18 protein-coding genes are annotated in these 20,195 nt (G+C 69.3%); 6 read left to right on the top strand and 12 right to left on the bottom strand.

Annotated elements, in window-relative coordinates; all coding sequences use genetic code 11:
• Positions 1–16 precede the first annotated feature (16 nt).
• The gene (locus M3Q35_RS20895; protein ID WP_273943610.1) at positions 17–706 is read right to left on the bottom strand and encodes a LuxR C-terminal-related transcriptional regulator; all 690 of its coding nucleotides are present in this window, start codon (positions 704–706) and stop codon (positions 17–19) included.
• A 204-nt stretch (positions 707–910) separates the two neighbouring features.
• Between M3Q35_RS20895 and M3Q35_RS20890 the strand changes: the two genes are divergently transcribed.
• Entirely contained in the window at positions 911–1,504 is a 594-nt protein-coding gene (locus tag M3Q35_RS20890) for a TetR/AcrR family transcriptional regulator (protein ID WP_273943609.1), read from the top strand.
• Here M3Q35_RS20890 and M3Q35_RS20885 read toward each other — a convergent pair.
• Positions 1,501–1,896, bottom strand: a complete 396-nt coding sequence (locus tag M3Q35_RS20885; protein WP_273943608.1) for a winged helix-turn-helix transcriptional regulator — start codon at positions 1,894–1,896, stop codon at positions 1,501–1,503. The genes M3Q35_RS20890 and M3Q35_RS20885 overlap by 4 nt on opposite strands.
• 101 nt (positions 1,897–1,997) lie before the next feature.
• On the opposite strand from M3Q35_RS20885, the gene M3Q35_RS20880 reads away from it, so the two are divergent.
• On the top strand, positions 1,998–2,849 hold the full coding sequence (locus M3Q35_RS20880; protein ID WP_273943606.1) for an NADP-dependent oxidoreductase: 852 nt from the start codon (positions 1,998–2,000) through the stop codon (positions 2,847–2,849).
• Here M3Q35_RS20880 and M3Q35_RS20875 read toward each other — a convergent pair.
• The 5 genes from M3Q35_RS20875 to M3Q35_RS20855 form a co-directional block, all read right to left on the bottom strand.
• Positions 2,839–5,082, bottom strand: a complete 2,244-nt coding sequence (locus tag M3Q35_RS20875) for a DEAD/DEAH box helicase (RefSeq protein ID WP_273943605.1) — start codon at positions 5,080–5,082, stop codon at positions 2,839–2,841. The two genes, M3Q35_RS20880 and M3Q35_RS20875, sit on opposite strands and share 11 nt — an antisense overlap.
• Complete coding sequence (locus M3Q35_RS20870; protein ID WP_273943604.1) at positions 5,057–6,406, bottom strand: ATP-binding protein; 1,350 nt, start codon at positions 6,404–6,406, stop codon at positions 5,057–5,059. The genes M3Q35_RS20875 and M3Q35_RS20870 overlap by 26 nt, the downstream gene beginning before the upstream one ends.
• The gene (locus tag M3Q35_RS20865; RefSeq protein WP_273943603.1) at positions 6,403–8,598 is read right to left on the bottom strand and encodes a tellurite resistance TerB family protein; all 2,196 of its coding nucleotides are present in this window, start codon (positions 8,596–8,598) and stop codon (positions 6,403–6,405) included. The genes M3Q35_RS20870 and M3Q35_RS20865 overlap by 4 nt, the downstream gene beginning before the upstream one ends.
• A 354-nt stretch (positions 8,599–8,952) precedes the next feature.
• Positions 8,953–9,540 (bottom strand): TetR/AcrR family transcriptional regulator, encoded by a 588-nt coding sequence (locus M3Q35_RS20860; RefSeq protein ID WP_273943602.1) that lies wholly within the window; start codon positions 9,538–9,540, stop codon positions 8,953–8,955.
• Positions 9,531–10,832, bottom strand: a complete 1,302-nt coding sequence (locus M3Q35_RS20855) for a M14 family zinc carboxypeptidase (RefSeq protein WP_273943600.1) — start codon at positions 10,830–10,832, stop codon at positions 9,531–9,533. Before M3Q35_RS20855 ends, M3Q35_RS20860 begins: the two co-directional genes overlap by 10 nt.
• 159 nt (positions 10,833–10,991) lie before the next feature.
• On the opposite strand from M3Q35_RS20855, the gene M3Q35_RS20850 reads away from it, so the two are divergent.
• A complete protein-coding gene (locus M3Q35_RS20850; protein WP_273943599.1) occupies positions 10,992–11,297 on the top strand; it encodes an immunity protein Imm33 domain-containing protein in 306 nt (101 codons plus the stop codon).
• Here the strand turns inward: M3Q35_RS20850 and M3Q35_RS20845 are convergent.
• The 5 genes from M3Q35_RS20845 to M3Q35_RS20825 form a co-directional block, all read right to left on the bottom strand.
• Positions 11,290–12,081, bottom strand: a complete 792-nt coding sequence (locus M3Q35_RS20845; protein ID WP_273943598.1) for an SAM-dependent methyltransferase — start codon at positions 12,079–12,081, stop codon at positions 11,290–11,292. The genes M3Q35_RS20850 and M3Q35_RS20845 overlap by 8 nt on opposite strands.
• 58 nt (positions 12,082–12,139) lie before the next feature.
• The gene (locus M3Q35_RS20840) at positions 12,140–13,753 is read right to left on the bottom strand and encodes an AMP-binding protein (protein ID WP_273943597.1); all 1,614 of its coding nucleotides are present in this window, start codon (positions 13,751–13,753) and stop codon (positions 12,140–12,142) included.
• A gap of 76 nt (positions 13,754–13,829) precedes the next feature.
• On the bottom strand, positions 13,830–14,663 hold the full coding sequence (locus tag M3Q35_RS20835) for a PaaX family transcriptional regulator (RefSeq protein WP_379794355.1): 834 nt from the start codon (positions 14,661–14,663) through the stop codon (positions 13,830–13,832).
• A 30-nt stretch (positions 14,664–14,693) separates the two neighbouring features.
• Complete coding sequence (locus M3Q35_RS20830) at positions 14,694–15,521, bottom strand: fumarylacetoacetate hydrolase family protein (protein WP_273943595.1); 828 nt, start codon at positions 15,519–15,521, stop codon at positions 14,694–14,696.
• 1 nt (position 15,522) lies between these two features.
• Positions 15,523–16,641, bottom strand: coding sequence for a cupin domain-containing protein (locus M3Q35_RS20825; protein WP_273943594.1), 1,119 nt, complete (start codon positions 16,639–16,641; stop codon positions 15,523–15,525).
• 70 nt (positions 16,642–16,711) lie between these two features.
• Here M3Q35_RS20825 and M3Q35_RS20820 point away from each other — a divergent pair, with 70 nt between their 5' ends.
• The 3 genes from M3Q35_RS20820 to M3Q35_RS20810 are packed head-to-tail and all read left to right on the top strand — an operon-like array spanning position 16,712 to position 20,194.
• Entirely contained in the window at positions 16,712–17,113 is a 402-nt protein-coding gene (locus M3Q35_RS20820) for an acyl-CoA thioesterase (protein WP_273943593.1), read from the top strand.
• A complete protein-coding gene (locus M3Q35_RS20815; protein WP_273943592.1) occupies positions 17,110–19,239 on the top strand; it encodes an oxidoreductase in 2,130 nt (709 codons plus the stop codon). The genes M3Q35_RS20820 and M3Q35_RS20815 overlap by 4 nt, the downstream gene beginning before the upstream one ends.
• Entirely contained in the window at positions 19,232–20,194 is a 963-nt protein-coding gene (locus M3Q35_RS20810) for a carbon-nitrogen hydrolase family protein (RefSeq protein ID WP_273943591.1), read from the top strand. Before M3Q35_RS20815 ends, M3Q35_RS20810 begins: the two co-directional genes overlap by 8 nt.
• The last annotated feature ends 1 nt before the right edge of the window (position 20,195 follow it).

Below are 20,195 nucleotides of genomic sequence, written 5' to 3'. Positions count from 1 at the left end.
GGCTCACGCGATCGAATCACGCCTGCATTGTGCCCAGCCCGGCCTCGCGGGCCAGCACGATCGCCTCGGCCCGCGACCCGGTCCGCAGCTTGGCGAAGATCGCCGACAGGTGGTTGCTGACGGTCTTCGGCGACAGCCGCAGTTGCCGCGCGATCAGCTGGTTGGACAGCCCCGCCGCGACCAGGTTGAGCACTTCCCGCTCGCGCCCGGTCAGCCCCGGGAACGGCGTCGTCGCCACGCTCAGCGGCCGCCCGACCAGCCCGAGCAGCCGGTCGGCGGCCGCCCGTCCGAAGATCATCTCGCCGGCCGCGACGCCCGCGATCGCCCGCACGATCTCGTCGCGTCCCGCGTCCTTGTGCAGGTAGCCGCGCACCCCGGAGCGCAGCGCCGCCCGCAGCGAGTCGTCGTCGTCCGACGACGTCAGCGCCAGCACGGCCACGTGCCGCGCCGACCGCCGCAGCTCGGTCAGCACGGCGTCGCTGTCGGCCAGGTCGAGCACCAGCACGTCCGGCCGGTGCAGCAGCACCTCCCGCACGGCGTCGCGCGCGCACGAGGCCTCGCCGACCACGTCGAAGTCCCCGCACAGCACCCGTAGGCCGAGTCTCACCACCGGTTCGCCGCTGGCCACGACGACCGACACCGCATCGGTGACCGCCCGCCGCGCCGGCAGCGTGAGGACGGCCCCCGCGGCCGCCACGTTGCTCATCGCCATCGTCCTGACCCCCAAGGTCCTCAGCTGGCGTTGACGCTAGGGCAAGGCGTTCATATCCCGTTCAAATCCCGGTTCGTGACTATTCCGTGACGCCGGGACGGCGATTCTGAAATGGTGGTCACGCGGTGCGAATAAAGCCCTTCGGTCGTCCTGAAATTTGTCTATGACATATGTATAGAAAGGCGCTAGAATCGCGCCATGGGACATCGGGAAGACCTGCTCGCCGGCGCCAAGCGCTGCCTCGTCGAAAAGGGATACGCCAGGACGACCGCGCGGGACATCGTGGCCGCCTCCGGCGCCAATCTGGCGTCCATCGGCTACCACTACGGGTCCAAGGAGGCCCTGCTGAACCAGGCCCTGATCCAGTCGGCTCGGGTGTGGGGCGACCAGCTGGCGAAGACGCTGGCCGAGGCCGAGGTCGACCACCTGGGCCCGCGCGAGCGGTACGCGGCGATCTGGGGACGCGTCGTCGAGCTGTTCGGTGCCGACCAACCGCTGTTGACCGCGCAGTTCGAGGTGCTGGCGCAGGTCGAGCACGCCGAGGACGTCCGCCAGGTGCTGACCGCCGACAATGCCGATGCCCAGCCCGGTCTCGGCCTGCTCTTCAACAACGTCGACCCCGAGGCGGACGAGCGGCGGGCGGCGCTGCTCGGCGCGTTCAACCAGGCGCTGCTGACCGGGATCATGGCCCAGTGGCTGATCGACCCCGCCACCGCGTTGAACGGTGACGACATCGTCGAGGCACTGGGCATCATCGCGCGCAGCTTCTCCCGCGAGGGCTCTCCCGCCTAGCGCTGCGCTTCGAAGGCGTCGCGGGCGGCCATGACTGCCTCGATGTGCGTCTCCGACCAGGTTTTGACGGCGAGTAGCACCGGCACGAGGGTGCGGCCGAGGTCGGTGAGCTCGTAGTCGACGCGCACCGGGACGGTGGGGGTGACGGTGCGGGTGAGCAGGCCGTCGCGCTCGAGTTTGCGCAGGGTCTGGGTGAGCATCTTCTGGCTGGCGCCGCGGATGGTCTGCATCAGCTCGCCGTGCCGGCGCGGGCCGTCGGCGAGGGCGGACACGACCAGCGCGGCCCACTTCTCGGCGATGGTGGCCAGCACCTGGCGCGTCGGACACGTGGCCATGAAGGCGTTGTAGACCACCTTCTCCTCGGATCGCCGCTGCTCAGCCGTCCGCGCCATCTCCAGCCTCCTCCTGACTCCCTTGGGCACTTTTCGGTACCTACTTACCAACAGTACCCATGGCCCCGAATGGTGGCAGCACATCCACCAAGGAGGCAGTCATGCGAGTTATCGAGGTGCCGCGGTTCGGCGGTCCCGAGGTCCTGACCCTGGTCGACCGGCCGGAGCCGGTCGTGGCCGAGAACGAGGTCCTGGTCAGGGTGCGGGCCAGCACCGTCAACCCGGTCGACCGGGCCGTCCGGGCCGGGCGCATCCCCAACCTGGCCGCGCCGGTGGTGCTGGGCTGGGACTTCGCCGGCACCGTCGACGGCCGTCCGGTCGTTGGCATGGTTCCGTGGTTCGTGGCGCGACGCGGTACCAATGCGGAGTTGGTGGCGGTCCGGCCCGAGTGGTTCGTGCCGCTGCCCGAGGGCGTCGACCCCGTCGCCGCCGCCACCGTGCCGCTGTCAGGGCAGACCGCGAAGCAGGCCCTCGACCTGCTCGGCGTGCAGCCCGGGCAGTCGCTGTTGATCACCGGTGCCGGCGGGGCCGTCGGCGGCTTCGCCGTGCAGCTCGCCTCCGCCGCCGGCGTGCACGTCACCGCCATGGCCTCCGACGCCGAGTACGTCTCTTCCCTCGGCGCCAAGTCCGTCATCGGCCGCGGCGAGGTCGACGGCCAGTTCGACGCCGTACTCGACGCCGGCATCGCCGGTCCCGGGCTGATCACCGCCGTCCGTGCCGGCGGCGTCTTCGTCGCCGTCAACGCCGCCGCCAAGCCCACGCCCGACCGTGACATCCGCGTCGACCAGGTCCAGGTCAAGCCCGACCGCGACACCCTCGACACCCTCATCGCCGCCTACGCCGCCGGCCGGCTCCAGTCCCGCCTCGCCGACGCCGTCCCCGCCTCGGATGCCGTCGAGGCCCACCGCCGCGCCGACGCCGGCGTCCGCGGCAAACTCGTCCTCACGTTCTGAGCTGCTCCACGGCGGCGAGGGCCTTGGCGACCTGCACGGCGGCCGGGCAATCAAGATTCATGCTCGCGTACTGCACGGCCAACAGCTCGTCGCCGAGCCATTTGTCGTATTTGGCGGACATCTTGTTCAGCACGGTCCTGGCGAGCTCGATCTCGGCGGGCGGCGGCGTCTCAGAGACGGTCTTGACAGCGGCCCGCACCTCGTCGACATCGGCGCCCGAGACGACCAGAGCCACGTTCGTCGCTGCGACATCCAGGTCTTGCAAGATCAGCAATTGGGCCAGTGTGTCCAGTTCGAGATCGCCGGTCCAGGGCAGCACGAGCACGTCCCGCCCCTCGCGGACGAACCCGCGTTCGTCGAGGCGGAGTTCGGCAAACGCACGCCGACCCTGCTCGAGGATCTGCCGTGCCACGCTGTCCAGATACGGAAAGGAGCCACCACCGGCGAGGATCGACCGCATCCGGGCCCGTACAGTCGCGTGCACCCGGCCAGATGACAGCCCGAAGATCGACGCTTTGCCGCCAGGCGCCGGCATCAGCTGGATGATCTTGTCCTCGTCATGGACGGCCACCACACGCCAGCGCCGGCCGGCGAAGATGATCAGTTGCTCTTCGTGGAGGGCTTGGTCGACCGGCAGCGTGCCGAGCGTGGCGTCGCCATGGACCAGGCGATACTCCTCGGCGGTGTGAAACGCGGCGTAGAAGCTGTAGTGATTCACCTCGAGGTCGCCCTTGGGGCCGGCGAGCAGAGTGCGGTCGTCGGACTGCGTCAGCACCTCGTGCGTCGCCAGATCGCGGAGCAACATCCCGAAATGCCGCTGGCTCACCGAGGTGAACGGCCCACCACGGCCGCACAACACCCGGTACGCCTCCTCCGGCCGCGCTCCGCCGTGCTGGACGATCAGCGAGAGCAGCTGTTGCACCAATGTGGACAGATCCTGGCGAGCCGGTCGCGGAGGTTCACACCAGTGCTCCCGCAACAGTTCGACGTCGGCAACCAGCTGAACGACGTGCGGGTGCAGGCGGTCGAGCACAGTGCTGTGCGCGTCCGGCTCCGAGGTGGTCACGTAGCCACGCAGCACTGCCGGCGTTCCACGGCGGCCGGAACGGCCGATCCGCTGGCGCAATGCGGCAACGGACGGTGGTGCACCGATCTGAGCCACCTGTGCGATGTCACCGATGTCGATCCCCATCTCCAACGTGCTGGTGCACACGGCGGTGCTGGGGCGACTCGGGTCCCGCAGGCTTGCCTCCACGTCCTCGCGCAGCTCTTTGGCCAGGCTGCCGTGGTGCGGATGGAACTCGTTGCTCACGTGCGTCTGCTGCGACAGGTCGGCGAGCCTGCTGGCGAGCGCCTCGACCATGTTTCGTGAGTTGGCGAACGCCAGGTTCGTGGAACCCCGCAATACGCGAAACAGGTGCGCTGCCACCTGGTCCACCGCCGGCCCGCTCGTCATGTCCGGATCCGAGGCGGCCGGATTCTCCCGTGGTGGCGGTCGGTCCACGAACGCCCGGATCTGAAGACGGACGTCCTGCCCGCCCGATGGCGAATCGATCACAGTCACCTGCGTGCCCCCGCCAGGCCGAAGCTGCTCGGCGGCGATCGACATGTCGCCCAGCGTCGCCGAAAGGCCGATTCGCGGCACGCGGTCACGGAGCGCGGTCTCCAGGCGGTGCAGCAGCGAGATCAGCTGGGTGCCCCGTTCAACGCCCAGGAAGGAGTGCAGCTCGTCCACGACGACGTAGCGCAGGCCGGCGAACAGCGTTCTGAGCTGCGGGCCGCGACGGACGAACATCGCCTCCAGCGACTCGGGGGTGGTGAGCAGGATGCCGCCTGGATCCTTGACCAGCGCGGTCTTCTTCGACTGCGCGACGTCGCCGTGCCAGCGGTGGGTCGGGATGCCAAGGCCCTCACACAGGTCGTCGACGCGCCGGAACTGATCGTTGATCAAGGCCTTGAGCGGGCTGAGGTAGAGCACCTGCACACCGGCGCCCGCCGACCCGGCCGACACCAGGTCGGAGCAGATCGGCAGGAACGCAGCCTCGGTCTTGCCGGCGGCGGTGGCGGCGCCGATGAGGACGTCCCGTTCCCGGCCCAGAATCGGCTGAACGGCGCGATCCTGCACGTCGTGCAGGTCGGACCAGCCACGTTGCCACACCCACCGCTGGACATCCCGGTGCAGCAGGTCGAACCCGGACGCCGCCGGCTCAGATCCGGAGCGAGCTGAGCTCATCGTCGCCAGCCTCGTCGATGCCGCCGAGCCCGTCCGCGTCATCCTCGAACGGCACGAGATCGGGATTGCTCTCGGCAGCGACACTCACTTGCGAGAGCGTGTCCTCCCAACGCACACCCGGGTTCTGCGCCAGGACGGCCAGCAGGTTGACGAACTCCTTGATCGTGTTGCGTGGGGTGCGGAAGTAGGCGTCCCCCACCTTGTCCGAGCAGTGACCCATGAACGCGCCGAGGGCCTCGTCCGGCACGAGGTACTGGTCCGGGTCGCCGCCGGCGTAGACATGACGCAGCTTCTCCAGCAGCAGGTACATGTCCTCCGGGGTGAGGCTGGCCAGGCGCAGCACCGGGCCTGTGTGGTCCACCAGGCCGCCGACCGCGAACGCGTTCTCCGCCAGCCGACTGCGCAGGGCCTCGTAGCTGTAGAGGCCGCGGCGGGTGTCCATCAGCAGCTCAGGAGTACCGCCGAAATAGACACCCAGTCCCGTCACAGTGCCCTGGAGACCGTCATTGACGATGCGCAGCACCTGCTCGTAGTTGGACTTGCGGGCACCGGCGTGCCCAAGTTTGTACAGATTGACCATCTCGTCCAGGCAGACCATGAGGCCGCCGAAACCGGCCAGCCGTACGAACTGCGCGAGCAACTTGAGCTGGTCGTAGAAGTTGTTGTCGTCCACGATGGTTCGCACGCCCAACGCGGCCCTGGCGTCGGTGCGTGTGCTGAACTCGCCGCGGAGCCAACGAATCGCGTCCGACTTCAGCTGCTCGTTGCCGGTGTCGTGGCCACGCCAGTACGCGGCGATGACTTGCGCGAAGTCGTAACCGCCGACGTTCTCGGACAGTGCGTCGAGCCGGCGCGCGATCACCGTGTCCGGGGCCGTGCCCGCCGCCGTGGCCTCCTGCACGGCGGAGGTGACGAATCGCTCGACCACACCGGGCAGCGCCCCACCGTCCGGTGCGGACCTGGTGGAGATGTTGCGCATGAGCTCGCTGTACAGGGCACGAGCCTGGCCGCCGCTCGCCTGCAGGCGCCGGTCCGGCGTCAGGTCGGCCGCGGTGGTGACCAGCTTGTGCTCGGCCGCCACCGAGCGCATCAGGTTGAGGAAGAACGTCTTGCCGGCGCCGTACTCGCCGATGACGAACCGCACGGCGGCGCCGCCGTCGGCGATGCGCCGGACGTCATCGGTGAACGCCGTGATCTCGTCGGCGCGTCCGACCTGGATGTGCTGAAAGCCCACTCTCGGCACCACACCGGAGCGCAGGGCATTGATGATCGTGTCGCGGTCCTTCGACCGAAGCCGGGCGGGTTTTGGTGCGGGGGAGCTCATCCGTGCATGTCCTTCGCGGTGTCGGGATCGATCGTGATCGGGTCGTCGCCCTCCCACAGTGGGCCGTCCGTGTGGTCGAACGCGGTCTCGTTGAGCAGGTCGAGCGCTCCGTCGGGCAGCAGCCCGAGATCGGCCGCCATTCGCTCCACCTCGACCCGAGCCCATTGCTCTCGCGTCACGAGCTGCCGGAAAAGGCTGGAATGCGCCTGGTCGAGACCGGATACCACGTCCACGTCTTCCGCGACCGCGGTCGCGGCGGTGGCCGGTTCGTCGTCGGCGGCAAATATCTCGGCCAACTGGGCTGCGGCACGGGCGGACTCGGCCCGTTTCGCCGCGAGTAACGCCGGGTCGAGCACCAGCCCGGTGCGAGCCGCCGACGTGCGGGTCGGGCGAGGCACCGGCACGCGTGGCGCTGCGGTGCCCGTCGTGCTCATAACGACGGGTTCGTCGTCCGTGATGCTGGTGGTGGCGGCCTCGTGCAGGGCGGAGTAGATCAGTTTCGGGTCGAGGCCGAGGCCCTGGAACAATGACTCGAGCTTGCGGACCTCGTCACTGGTGATCTCACCGTCGACGGCCGCGATGCTGATCAGGAGGTGTCCCGCAGCTGTCTTGCGATCCTCGGACAGGACGCCGATTCGTCGTCTCAGCACCGCCGGTGTCGGAGGATTCGCCGCGACGAGTGCCTCATGCGCCTCCAGCCGACGACGTTCGTCCGGGGACAGATCGAGCGGATCGACCGCCATCTCCCGCAGCGTCTTCGTTTCCTGGTCGCTCACGACGCCGTCCGCGACGGCGACGAGCATGCCGAGATTGACCGCGGCGAGACCGATCGGGTATTCCGGGGTCGGCGCCGTCACCTGGTGGTCCGCACGGCGGAAAAGCACCAGCGGCTTGCCGGCTTGGGCCGGGCTGCCCCCGAACCGAACATCTGGTTCGATGCCGATGCCCCTGCGGTCCAGCAGTTGTGCGAGCACGACCATGTCCGCCTTGACCAGCTTGCCGCTTGCCGGGGCGTCGGGCCAGTGCGCGAGCATGTTCTCGGTTGACGTCACTGTCCGCTGGGCGGATCCCAACTCCTCGTCGGCCCATGACCACAGGGCGCGGACGGAAGGGGGCGGCTCGACAACCAATGCGGGCGGCAGCAGGGCAAGGGCGGCGGAGTCGTCCGCCCCCTCCGGGTGTCGCCCCAGGTAGCGGCTGTAGGAGTCGAGCTCGGTCGTCGCGCGTTCGACGATCTGGCGTAGTGCGGAGATCGTTCGCCCGTCGTCGCTGACCTCGCTCAGCCGAGGGTTCTGGAATGCGGCGCGGTTGGAAATACCGCCGCTGGCCAAGTGGTGGTAGACGGACAGCTTTCGCGGTCCTGCCCTCAGGACCACGCCCGAACCGTACGACTCGCGGTAGCGCAGCGCGAAGAGTTGTTCGAACTGTGTCGAACAGCGCGTGGCCGGCGTGCGGAGATAGGTGTCCGGCAGTTGCGTGATCCAGGCGAGGGCCCAATCCACGGGAACCGGCGTTCCTTCCGCACACAGCTGGGAAAGCCCGACACGGAGTTCGAGCGGCAGCTGTTCGGACCAGCCGCCCGGTGCTGTCGGTGGGTGTTCGGGTCGAGGGGGCGGTGAGAGCACGGCCATGGCGTTCAACAGGTTCTGCGCGTAGCCACGGAACGAGCCATTGTGCTGGTAGATCGACAGCAGTCGGCGGACCTCGTCGAGCAGGGCGGTTTGCTCCGTGGTGGTCAGTGGTGTGTTCAAGCCGTCCACGAACAGCCGCCGCTCGAGCCCGTAGAAGTAGAGGAAGACATAGCCGATGTAGGCGTTGGGATCCACGCGTCCGCCGGCGAGCCAGCGGAGGTAGGCCCCACGTGCGGCCGGCGTGATCCGAGAGTAGGACGGCCAGTAGCCCATCGACTCGCCTCGGACATCGGGTCGTCGGAGATCGACCGGTAGATTCGGCACGATCAGCGCGGGTTCTTCGCCGTGACCGTTCTCGGCGGGCAGATGCGAGCCGAGATAGACCATTCCGCCCGGAATCGACAGCCCTGACACGTCGAACCTGGTCCCGGCGGGCAGCCACAACGCGCCGGGAATGCTCCGGCCCGGACGGCGTTGCGGTCTTTTCGGGACGGGCGGTGCCGGCTGTGCGATCACCGTGTGCGTGATGGTCGGCGGCGGTATCGGCGCCGGCGGTGCCACGGCGGGCCACGGTGCCGGAGCGGGAGGCGGTGGCATCGCAGGCGGTGGTTGCATCACCGGTACGAATGGCATTCCGGTGCTTCTCGGCATCGGTTGGATCGGCTGCATCGCGGGTCGCGCCGGCCCTGCCGCGATCGGGTTCGTTCGGTTGCGTGCCGCACGACGACGGTGTCGGCGGACCAGATACCAGATGACCCCCGCCAGTAGCAGAAGGCCGATCAGACCGGACACCTGTGTGGACGCCCCCTTGGTCACCCGTGCCGCGGTACCTCCGCCGGCTGACCTCGCTCACATCGCGATCCGGATGAAGGGCATTACGGCCGTGATCTGATCGACATCGTCGTCGGCTCGTCCTCACGTTCTGAGCAGGCAGGTCAGGGCCAGTGCCGAGCGGCGGAAGTACTCCTGGTCAACCGTGCCCGGTTCGAGCACGGCACGGCGGACCAGACCGCCGAGCAGTGCGCCGAGGGCGGGGGCCAGCTGCTCGGCCTGCTCGGCGGTGACCTCGCCGCCGGTGAACGACCGGTCGACGAACAGGGCGGCGAGGCGGCTGGTGGTGGTCAGGGACAGCACAGTGGGGTCGCGCAGCATGAGACCGGCGAGTTCGAGCTCGAAGGCGACGCGGCGGCGGGCGTCGGAGGCGGTGGCGACGAGGTGGAAGGCGTCGGCGCAGCCGGTGAGCACCTCGGACAGGGACAGCCGCGGATCGGACAGCTCGGCCAGCAGGCCGTCGAGCTCGTCGGCGTAGCGGGCGACCACGGCCAGCAGCAGGTTCCGCTTGCTGCCGAAGATCGAGTACACCGCGCCGGTGGTGAGCTCGGCCCGCTCGGCGATGTCGTCGAGGCGGGCCTGCTGGTAGCCGCGCTCGGCCATCTCCACCAGCGCGGCGTCGATCAGCGCGTCCCGGTTGCGCTGCCGCGACTGGGAACGGGTCAATCGCATGACGCCAGCCTTCTGACCACCGCCAGCGCCGCCTCGGACTGCACGGAAACGAGTTGCCGCACCGGAAAGGTGTCCTGCGACAGCTCGGTTTCGGCGGCGGCGCACCAGGTGTCGAACAGCTCGTCGAGACGGCGCTTGAGCCGGCGGGACTCGGGCGGCTGGTTGCCGGCGGCGTGCTCGACGGCCAGCTGCCGGCGCATCATGCCGCTGGCCCGCAGCCGCAGCATGTGCACAAGGGTCGACGCCGCGAACGCCTCGGCCACCGTGGCCGGCCGGTCCGGCGCGTGGTCGGCCACCGCGTCGTTGGCCGCGGCCGCCGATGAGGCGGTGGCCAGCGTGTCGGCGATGGACCGTCGCATCGGCGTCGGCACCACGAGCCGCGGCTGCATCTGCTCGTACAAGTCGGACAGCACCGACCTATCGTCCCGCAGTTCGACCGCCGCGTGTCGGAGAGTGTCCGCGTAGGACCGGCCCGCGTCGGACAGGTCGTCGGCGCGGGCGTCGTGCCAGAACGGCACCTCGGTGATCAGCGTCGTCGTGCCGTACCGCTCGGCGTAGTGCGCGCTGGATCCCCCGTGCCGCACCGAGTTCCGTGTGCCCCGGGCCGCCGACTCGATCAATTTCGAGGCCGGCGGCATCAGGTACACCGCCGGCGCCGCCGTCTCCCAGCCCAGCGTGTCCACCGGCCCCAGCGACAGCGGCACACCCTGCTCCGCCGCCACCTGGCCCAGATCCTCGCCCATGCCCGGTAAACCGCCGTTGAGGATGAAGAAGACACCGCCGAAGTTCGCGTTGTGCAAGGAGTACTGGAACTTCGGCCGCAGCTCGTCGATCACCCTGGCCAGTGCCTGCGTCTCCGGCAGCGTGCGGTCGAAGAAGGCCCGCTCGTCCAGCACCGGGAAGGTCCATTCCGGCTGATCCTCGAAGGCCGGCCGGTAGAAGTTCTCGTGGTAGCCGCGGATCGTCAGCGGGCCGTCGAACCAGCCCTCGTTCAGCCGGGTGCCGTCCGGGTCGATGCACGGCACGAAATGCCAGCTGAAGTCCATCCCCTCCCGCAGTTCCGGCGTGGTGGCCACCCGCTTGGCCAGGTCGAGCACCGTGCGCAGGCCGATCGGCTCGTTCGGGTGCGGGCAGCCCACCACCAGCGCGTTGCGCCGTCCGTGCCCCACCGACAGCATCCGCAGCGGCTCACCCAGCCTGGACGTGCCGATCCGCCGCGTGCGGCACACCTCCGGCCGGTCGGCGGCCAGCTTCTCGACCTCGGAGACCACCTGGTCGACGGTCGGGATCACGGGCCACCTCCGCTGTGGTAATCCGACTACATCCGTAATCAGATTACCGAGACAGGCGCGTCTCCAAAACCGTGCGAGGATGGCCGCAGAACAAGATCTACGAGGTTGGCGGCCGATCCAGTACCGGCGGCCGGGTGACACCGATGAGGAGATGACCAGGTGGACGTCTGCCGCCGGGTCGGTGCGACGCCCCAACCCGTCACGGCTCGCGACAAGCTCGGCGTGTCACGGGAGGCGTTGTCCGGCGAGTGGCCGCTCAACGGCGTCCGGCTCGCGGCGGAGGGCGGGACGTGTGGCTGGTACGTCTGGTCGGGCGGGGAGATGTCGGACGATGACGACTTCTTCGTCCCCATGCATGTCGAACATCTGTTGAAGGCGCGGCCGGAAGTGGCGCGCTATCTGAGCCTGCCGGTGGGCTGGCGGTTCCTGGTGGCCCCGGACCACGAGGACGTGTGGTTCAGCTGAGTTGGCCGAGGCCGGCGTAGACGCCGTCGGGACCGGGGTCGCGGAGACCGGCGTCGGGCCGCCACGACGGGGCGCTGACGAGGCCGGGGGAGACGAGGGAGAGCCCGGAGAACAGGGGCACGACGTCGTCATAGGTACGGAAGTACATGGGGTCCCGGCTGTTGCGCATGGCCTCGACGACGCCGGCCATGGCCTCGGGCTGGTGGTCGGCGGTGAGGTGGGACAGGGCGACGTAGCTGCCGGCGGGGAGGGCGTCGCGATAGGCGGCGACGATGGCGGCGGGGTCGGAAGCATCGGGCACGAAGTGGAGAACGGCGACCATGAGCAGCCCGATGGGGCGGCTGAAGTCGAGGAACTCCCGGGTGATCGGGGCGTCGAGCACGACGGACGGGGTGGTGAGGTCGGCGGCGAGCATGGTGGCGTTGGGGTTGCCGGCGAGCAGCAGGTCGCTGTGCGCGACGGCGACCTCGTCGTGGTCGACGTACAGCACCCGGGCCGTCGGGGCGATCTCGTGCACGTTGCCCGAGGTGGGAATGCCGGAACCCAGGTCGAGGAACTGGGTGATGCCCTGCTCGACCAGGTACCGCACGGCCCGCCGCAGGAACGAGCGGTTGGAGATGGCGACCTGCCGCCCATCGGGCAGCACCTGGAGCACCCGTTCGCCGACGGCCCGGTCGGCGGCGAAGTTGTGCGCCCCGCCGAGCAGGTAGTCGTACACCCGGGCGGCGCTGGGCAGATCGACGTTGACGTCCTTCGGCACCCACGCGGCCTGGTTGACGGTCACCGGTTCCCCCTCGATACGAGATCCGCCCGGAGCCTACCGCCGGCCTGGCCGGAACCGGTCAAAGTCGACCGGATGGGGGCATGGACCGCAGCCGATAGCGCTGCACCTTGCCGGTCGCGGTCCGGGGCAGGCTGTCCAGGAACACGACCTCGCGCGGGTATTTGTACGGTGCAAGACCCTGCTTGACGAAATCCTGCAACTCGGCGGCGGTGACCGAGCTTCCCGGTCGCGGCACGACGAACGCCTTGACCACGGCACCGCGCTCGGCGTCGGGCGCGCCGATCACGGCGGCCTCCAGCACGTCGGGGTGGTCCAACAGCGCGGCCTCGACCTCGGGCCCGGCGATGTTGTAGCCGGAGGAGACGATCATGTCGTCGTTGCGGGCCTCGAACCAGTAGTAGCCGTCGGCGTCACGGTGGTAGCTGTCGCCGGTCAGCGTCCAGCCATTGTGGACGGTGGTGCGCTGACGCTCGTCGCCCAGGTACCGGCAGCCGGTCGGTCCCTTGACGGCCAGCCGCCCGGAAACGCCGTCCGGCACGGGATTGCCGTCATCGTCGAGGATCACGGCGTGGAAGCCGGGCACCACGCGCCCGGTGGCGCCGGGGCGGATCTCCTCGTCGGCGGCGGCGATGTAGATGTGCAGCATCTCGGTGCCGCCGATGCCGTTGATGATGCGGATCCCGGTCTGTGCCAGGAAATCCCGCCAGGTCGCGGGGGGCAGGTGCTCGCCGGCCGACACGCAGCGGCGCAGGCCGGTCAGCGCGGATGCCTTGCCGCCGGCCAACATCGCACGATACGCCGTCGGGGCGGTGAACAGCACGGTGACACGGTGCTTGGCCACGGCATCGGCCAGCTCGACCGGCGTGGCCCGCTCCAGCAGCAGCGTGGAAGCGCCGGCCCGCAACGGAAACAGCACCAGGCCGCCGAGACCGAAGGTGAAGCCGATCGGCGGTGAGCCGGCGAAGACGTCGTCCTGGGTGGGCCGCACGATGTTGCGGGAGAAGGTGTCGGCGCAGATCAGCAGATCTCGGTGGAAGTGCATGGTGGCCTTGGGTTTGCCGGTGGTGCCCGAGGTCGGCGCGAGAATGGCGACGTCGTCGGCGGCGGTGGCGACGCTGGTGAACGTGTCGCTCGCGGAGGCCGCCAGGGCGGTCAGGTCCTCCGGCCCCGGGCCGCCGTAGGCGACGGTACGCAACGAATGTGCACCTAGTTGCAACTCCTCCAAGAACCGGTGATCACACACGGCCAGATCGGGCTGCGTCAACGAGACCAGGTCGGCGACCTCGCGGGCCCGCAGCAGCGGCATGGTCGTGACGGCGACGCCGCCGGCCTTGAGCACGGCGAACCAGGTGGCCACCAGCCACGGATTGTTGGGGCCCCGCAACAGAACGCGGTTGCCGGGCTGGAGTCCGAAGTGCTCGGTGAGCACGTGCGCGGCCCGGTTGGCCGCGCTGAGCAGCTCGCCGTAGGTCCACGTGCCGGTCTCGGTGCGCAGGCACGGCCGGTCCGGCCCGAGCCGCCGCACGGTGTCGTCCAGCAGTGAGTCGGCGCAGTTCAACCAGTCGGGGTAGTGCAGTTCCGGGAGGTCGAAGACCAGGTCCGGCCAGGCGTCGGCGGGCGGGAGGTGGTCCCGGCAGAAGGTGTCCACGTGCGCTGATCTGACAACCGGCATCGACAGCACCTCTTTGCTGAGGGGTTGCCACCAGTATGCATCGGTCCTGACGACAGTCAAGAGAACGCGATAAAGCTCAGGAGACGTAGGCCCGCGCGCCCGCTTCCAACCGTTCGCGCAAGGCAAAGAACAGGTCCGCGGCGCGGGTTCCGACCCAGTCGGCCGGCAGCAGTTCCACCGGCAGACCGGGATCCAGGTACGGCAGCCGCCGCCACGACGTCAGCACGCGCACGTAGTCGACGAACGCCTCGCGGCCCTCGCCGGGCCCCCGCCAGCGCTTCCCGACGGGTTCGTGGTCGTCCAGGAACGCGGTGTACTGGCGCTCCAGCTCGTCCAGATCCCACCACTGCCGCATCTTCCTGGCCACGTCGCCGAAGGCCACGTGGTCGGCGCGGAACAGGTCGGCGTAACCGTCCAGATCCTGTTGGCGCAGCATGGCCGCGGTCGCCTCGTGCAGGTGCGCGGGCGCGATCCACACGCCGGGCGCGGCCGTGCCGAAGCCCAGCCGGGTCAGCTGGGACCGCAGCACGTGCCGCTTGTTGCGCTCGGACTCCGGCACCGAGAACACGGCCAGCAGCCAGCCTTCGGCCAGCGTGGAGCGCTCCCGTCGGAAGATCCGCTCATCGCCCTCACGCAGCACGGCCAGGCCCTCGTCGGACAGCGCGTAGCCGGCGGCGCCGCCGCGCCGCTCGGCGACGAGGATGCCGCGTCGCTTCAGGCGCGAGATCGACGACCGCACCGCCGGCTCGTCGATGTCCAGGTCGGCGAGCAGCGCGATGAGCGACGCCACCGACAGCCACCCGCCGTCGGCGCGCGCGTACAGGCCGTACACGGTGACGATGAACTGGCGCGGCTGAGCGGAACGCGCGCCAGCATCACCGTCCGCGAAGGCCTCCCCGGCCGCAGTGATCGCCATGTCGGCACTCTAACTTGACCGGTCTCAGCGCGCGTCGACAACGGGATTGCGAAGTGTACCGATGCGTTCAATTGTCGCCTCGACGACGTCGCCCGGCCGCAGGAACTGCTGCGGCGTGAAGCTCGCGCCGACGCCGGCCGGCGAGCCGGTGGAGATCACGTCGCCCGGCTCGAGCGTCATGCCCGAGCTGATGTCGGCGATCAGCTCCGGAATGCGGAACAACATGTAGCGGGTGTTGGACTTCTGCTTCACCTCGCCGTTGACCCGCAGCGACAGGTCGAGGTCGTGCGGGTCGGCCACCTCGTCGGCGGTGAGGATCGCCGGCCCGAACGGGGCGTAGGAGTCCTGGCCCTTGGAGAAGAACCACTGCCCGGAGCGGCGCTGGTCACGGGCGCTGATGTCGTTCATGATGCTGTACCCGAACACGTGCGACAGCGCGTCCTCGGGCCGGACGCGTCGAGCCGTCCGCCCGATGATCACGGCCAGCTCGCACTCCCAGTCCAGCTGCTGGGTCAGGTTCCCGTTGTGCTGAATGGGTTCCTCCGGCCCGACGACCGCGGTGGCCGGCTTGGAGAACAGCACCGGCCGCTGCGGCAACTCCTTGTCGGTGTCCAGCGTCCTGGCCGACTCGGCCACGTGCTCGGTGTAGTTCAGGCCGATGCCGACGATCTTGCCCGGCCGCAGCGGCGCGTGCAGCGTGACCGCGGCCAGCGGGTGTCGCGGCCCGGTCTCGATCAGTCCATTGTGGATGACGTCGGCCATCGACTCGGCGGTGGTCTCCACGATTTCGTTGTCCCGCAGGGAACCGACCCGATGCGGCCCGTCGCCGATCGAGTACGTGACCAGCAGCATCTCACAGCCCCTGTTCGACGGTCTGGTGGCCGTTGTCGTCCGGGTAGGCCTCCTCGCGCCAGAACGCGAGCGACCGCATCACCGGGAAATCGTTGTACGAGAACAACACCGCGTCATCGGTCACGCTGCCGTTGGCGTGCTCGTGCCAGGCCCACGACGGCACGCAGAACACGTCGCCCTCGTGCCAGTCGAAGCGCTTCCCGGCGATCACCGAGTGCCCGCTGCCCTTGGCCACGGTGTACATCACGGAACCGGTGTGGCGGTGGGCCTTGGTGGCCTCGCCCGGCCGCAGCAGCTGAAGGTGCGCGCTCATCGTCGGCATCACCGAGCCGCCGGTCAGCGGGTTGCTGTACTCCAGGATGATGCCGTCGTAAGGAGATCCGTCGCTGGCCGCGGCAACGTCAAGCAGCGCTTGATAAGTCTGCTCCCACGGATAGGCGAACAGCGGCGAGTAGCGCCTGTCCCAGGCCTCGTAGCCGTACGGGCGCAGCTGCCCGTGGCCGTAGGTCAGCAGCGAGGAGTTCACCACCTCGCCCTGCTTCTGGTACAGGTCGGGATGCACCTCGTAGAAGCCGGCGTCGTGCGCGTTGACCAGCGGGATGTCCAGCCCGTCCTGCCAGATCACCGGCTCGTCGGAGCCCTCGTTGCCGTGCTCGTGCCAGGTCCAGTTGGGGGTGATGGCGAAGTCGCGCGGCCCGACCTTGAGCTTCTGCCCGTCGACCACGGTCCACGCGCCCTGGCCCTCCAGCACGAACCGCAGCGCGGCGGCCTGGTGCCGGTGCGCGGTCATGGATTCGCCGGGGCCCATCACCTGGAGCCCGCTGTAGAGCAGGCCGACGGAGGCGGAGATGTCCTTGCGGCCCGGATTGACCAGCATCACCACGCGGCGGCCGGCGTCGTCGCCGGTGACCAGGCCGAGCGCCTCGAGCACCAGCGGCCGCAGCTCCCGGTACGACCACAGCGTGGGCACCGATTTCGGCTGGGGGTGCCAGGGTTCGATGTCGTTCGCGACCGTCCACAGTGCACCGGCCTGGAACTGGCCGAGTTTCGCGTAGTACGCCTTGAGATCGTCCGTGTCGACCACCCGCGCGCGGCCGAGCACGTCATCGCTGAGGGTCATGCCGTTATCTCCTTATCTTGACGGTCGTCATCGTCGCGCTATACCGTGGAGGTGTCAAGGAGGTGCACCCGTGCCCGAGGTGACGATCGAGCGCGCCGTCGAGTGGTACGACACCGACGCCGCCGGCCACCAGCACCATTCGGTGATCCTGCGGTGGGCCGAGGCGGCCGAGGCGGAGCTGCTGCGCCGGCACGGCGTGGCCTGGCTGTTCGGCCGCACACCCCGCGTCCGCCACGAGGTCAGCTACCGGTCCCGGCTGTGGTTCGGCGAGCTGGGCAAGACCCGGTTCTGGGTGCAGAGCATGGGCCGGACCTCGCTGACCTTCGCGTTCGAGGTGCACGGATCGAGCGGCCTCGCGGCCACCGGAACGGTTGTGGTCGTGCACGCCGAACCCGATCAGGAGAAGGCGACACCGTGGCCGGACGAGGTCGTGCAGGCCCTCGGTTCGTCCAATACGGGAGGCGACTCGTGAGCAGGCACGCGGTGATCGGCGGCGGCCCGGCCGGGCTGTACTTCGCCGCACTGGCCAAGAGTCTCGACCCGACGCGCGAGATCACCGTGTGGGAGCGCAACGCCCCCGACGACACCTTCGGCTTCGGCGTGGTGTTCTCCGACGAGACGCTGGACGGCATCGCCGCCGCCGACCCGGTGATCTTCGCCGCGATGGAGTCGGAGTTCGCCCGCTGGAGCGACATCGACATCCACTACCGCGGCCGGGTCGAGACCTCCGGCGGCCACGGATTCGCTGCCATAGCACGGATGCGACTGCTCCAGATCTTGCAGCGCCGCTGCCTCGACCTCGGTGTCGACGTCCGGTTCCAGTCGGTGGCGCCGACCGCCGCCGAGCTGGCGGCCGACTACGACCTGGTGGTGGCGGCGGACGGCGTCAACTCGCTGACCCGGGCCGCCCACGCGGAGGTTTTCCAGCCCTCGCTCGATGTTCGCAACTGCCGGTACATGTGGCTGGGCACCGACCGGGTGTTCGAGGCGTTCACGTTCATCATCGCCGAGACCGAACACGGGCCGATGCAGGTGCACGCCTACCCGTTCAGCGGCGACCGCAGCACGTTCATCGTGGAGATGACCGAACGCACCTGGCAGGCCGCCCACCTGACCGACGAGTGCGGGCCGATGCGGCTGGCCGAGCTGCTGGGCGACCACCTCGGCGGCCACAAGCTGATCACCAACAACTCCAAGTGGCTGCGTTTCACCACCGTGCACAACAAGACCTGGCGGCACGGCAACATCGTGCTGCTCGGCGACGCCGCGCACACGGCGCACTTCTCCATCGGCTCCGGCACCAAGCTGGCCATGGAGGACGCGCTGGCGCTGGCGGCGAACATCCAGCGCCACAAGGACATTCCCGTCGCATTGGAACGGTACGAGGCCGACCGGCGGCCGGTGGTGCAGTCAACGCAGCGGGCGGCGCAGGCCAGCCTGGAGTGGTTCGAGACGATCGAGCACGCGGTCGGCAAGGACCCGGAGCAGTTCGCGTTCAACCTGCTCACCCGCAGCCGCCGCGTCACCTACGACAACCTCCGGCAGCGCGACCCGGAGTACGTGGCCAGGCTCGATTCCTGGTTCGGCGACGGCAATCCACCGCTGTTCCAGCCCTTCGCGCTGGGCGATGTCCGGCTGCGCAACCGGATCGTCAGCGCACCGATCACCATCGACGCGGCGGTCGACGGCGTGCCCGGCGACGCCGAGTTCGCCCACCTGGCCGGCAAGGCGCTCGGCGGCTCCGCCCTCGTGCTCACCGGCCGGACCGCGGTCAGTGCTGCCGGTCGTAAGACCCTGAACTGCACTGGGTCTTACACGCCGGAACAGGTCGCTGGGTGGCGGCGCATCACCGACTTCGTGCACGAGCACACGGGGGCGCGGATCGGCGTGCAGCTCAGCCATGCGTCGCGGGATGTGACGCTGCCGGTGGAGGAGGTCGCCGCCGACTTCGCCCGGGCCGCCCGCAATGCCGCCGCCGCCGGCTTCGACGTCATCGAACTCCAGGCCGGGCACGGGAATCTGCTGTCGGTGCACCTGTCGCCGCTGACCAGCCCGCGGATCAACCGGGAATTCGCCGTCAGGGTGCTGGAAAGCATGCTCGGCGAGCTGCCGGTGATCGTCCGGATCTCGGCCGTCGACTGGGCCCCCGGCGGCACCACCATCGAGGACGCCGTGGAGACCGCCGCCGCGTTCATGGCCGTCGGCGCGGTGGCGATCGACGTCTCCAGCGGTGAAGTCGTGCCGGACGAGAAGCCGGCCTACGGCCGCAGCTATCAAACCCCGTTCGCCGAAAGGATTCGGGCCGACGTCGGTGCGCCGACCATTGCCGTCGGCGGCATTTCCTCCCACGACGACGCCAATTCCATCGTGCTGGCCGGCCGGGCCGACCTGGTGGCCATCGGCCAGGCCCAGCTGCACGACCCGTCGTGGCCGCTGCACGCCGCCGCCGCTCTGGATTACGCCGGCGAGGGCGCGTATTGGCCGGCCATGCACCGGGCCGGCAGTCGGCGACCCCTGTCCGCCGGCCGCCTGCGCCCGCAGCTTTCCCTGCGCCCCACCGAGGATCTCGTGCATCGACGCTGGAGGGCCCATGGATGAGTTCCCGCGGTTCACCGCCGCCGCGGTGCAGGCCGCTCCGGTCTACCTGGATGCCGCCGCGACCGTGGACAAGGTGGTGTCGCTGATCCACGAAGCCGCCGCCAACGGCGCGTCCCTGGTGGCGTTCCCCGAGGTTTTCGTGCCGGGGTATCCGTACTGGAACTGGACCATGAACCCGGTCGACGGTTCCCCCTGGTACGAAAGGCTTTACCGCTCGTCGATCGACGTGCCCGGGCCGCACGTGGAAACCCTGTGCGCGGCGGCCAAAGCCGCCAACTGCACGGTCGTCATCGGCGTCAACGAACGCGGTCCGCACAGCCTCGGCGTGCTCTACAACACCATCCTTACCATCGGCCCCGACGGCGTTCTCCTTGGCGTGCACCGGAAACTCGTGCCCACCTGGGCCGAGAAGCTGACGTGGACCAACGGCGACGCCAGCTCGCTGAAGGTGCACCAGACCCCGATCGGCCCGCTCGGCGCGCTGGCCTGCGGCGAGAACACCAACACGCTGGCCCGCTTCACCCTGCTGGCCCAGGGCGAGCTCGTGCACGTGGCCAGCTACATCTCGCTGCCGGTCGCGCCGGCCGACTACGACATGTCCGAGGCGATCGCCATCCGCACCGCCGCGCACTGCTTCGAGGGCAAGCTGTTCTCCATCGTCGCCTGCTCGACCATCACCGAGGAGATGATCGAGATCGCCGCCGGCGACAACGCCGTGATCGCCGAGCGGATGCGCCGCAAGCGCAGCGCCCTGTCCGGCATCTTCGGCCCCGACGGGCGGCCGCTGGTCGACCCGCTGGTCGACGCCGACGGCATCGTCTACGCCGAGATCGACCTGGCCCGGTGCATCCAGCCCAAGCAGATGCACGACATCATCGGGCACTACAACCGTTTCGACATCTTCCACCTGACCGTGGACGACACCCCGCGAGCGCCGGTGACCTTCACGGCCTAGG

The organism is Kutzneria chonburiensis, from assembly GCF_028622115.1.
GTDB lineage: Bacteria > Actinomycetota > Actinomycetes > Mycobacteriales > Pseudonocardiaceae > Kutzneria > Kutzneria chonburiensis.
This window is presented reverse-complemented; position numbering and strand designations above follow the sequence as displayed.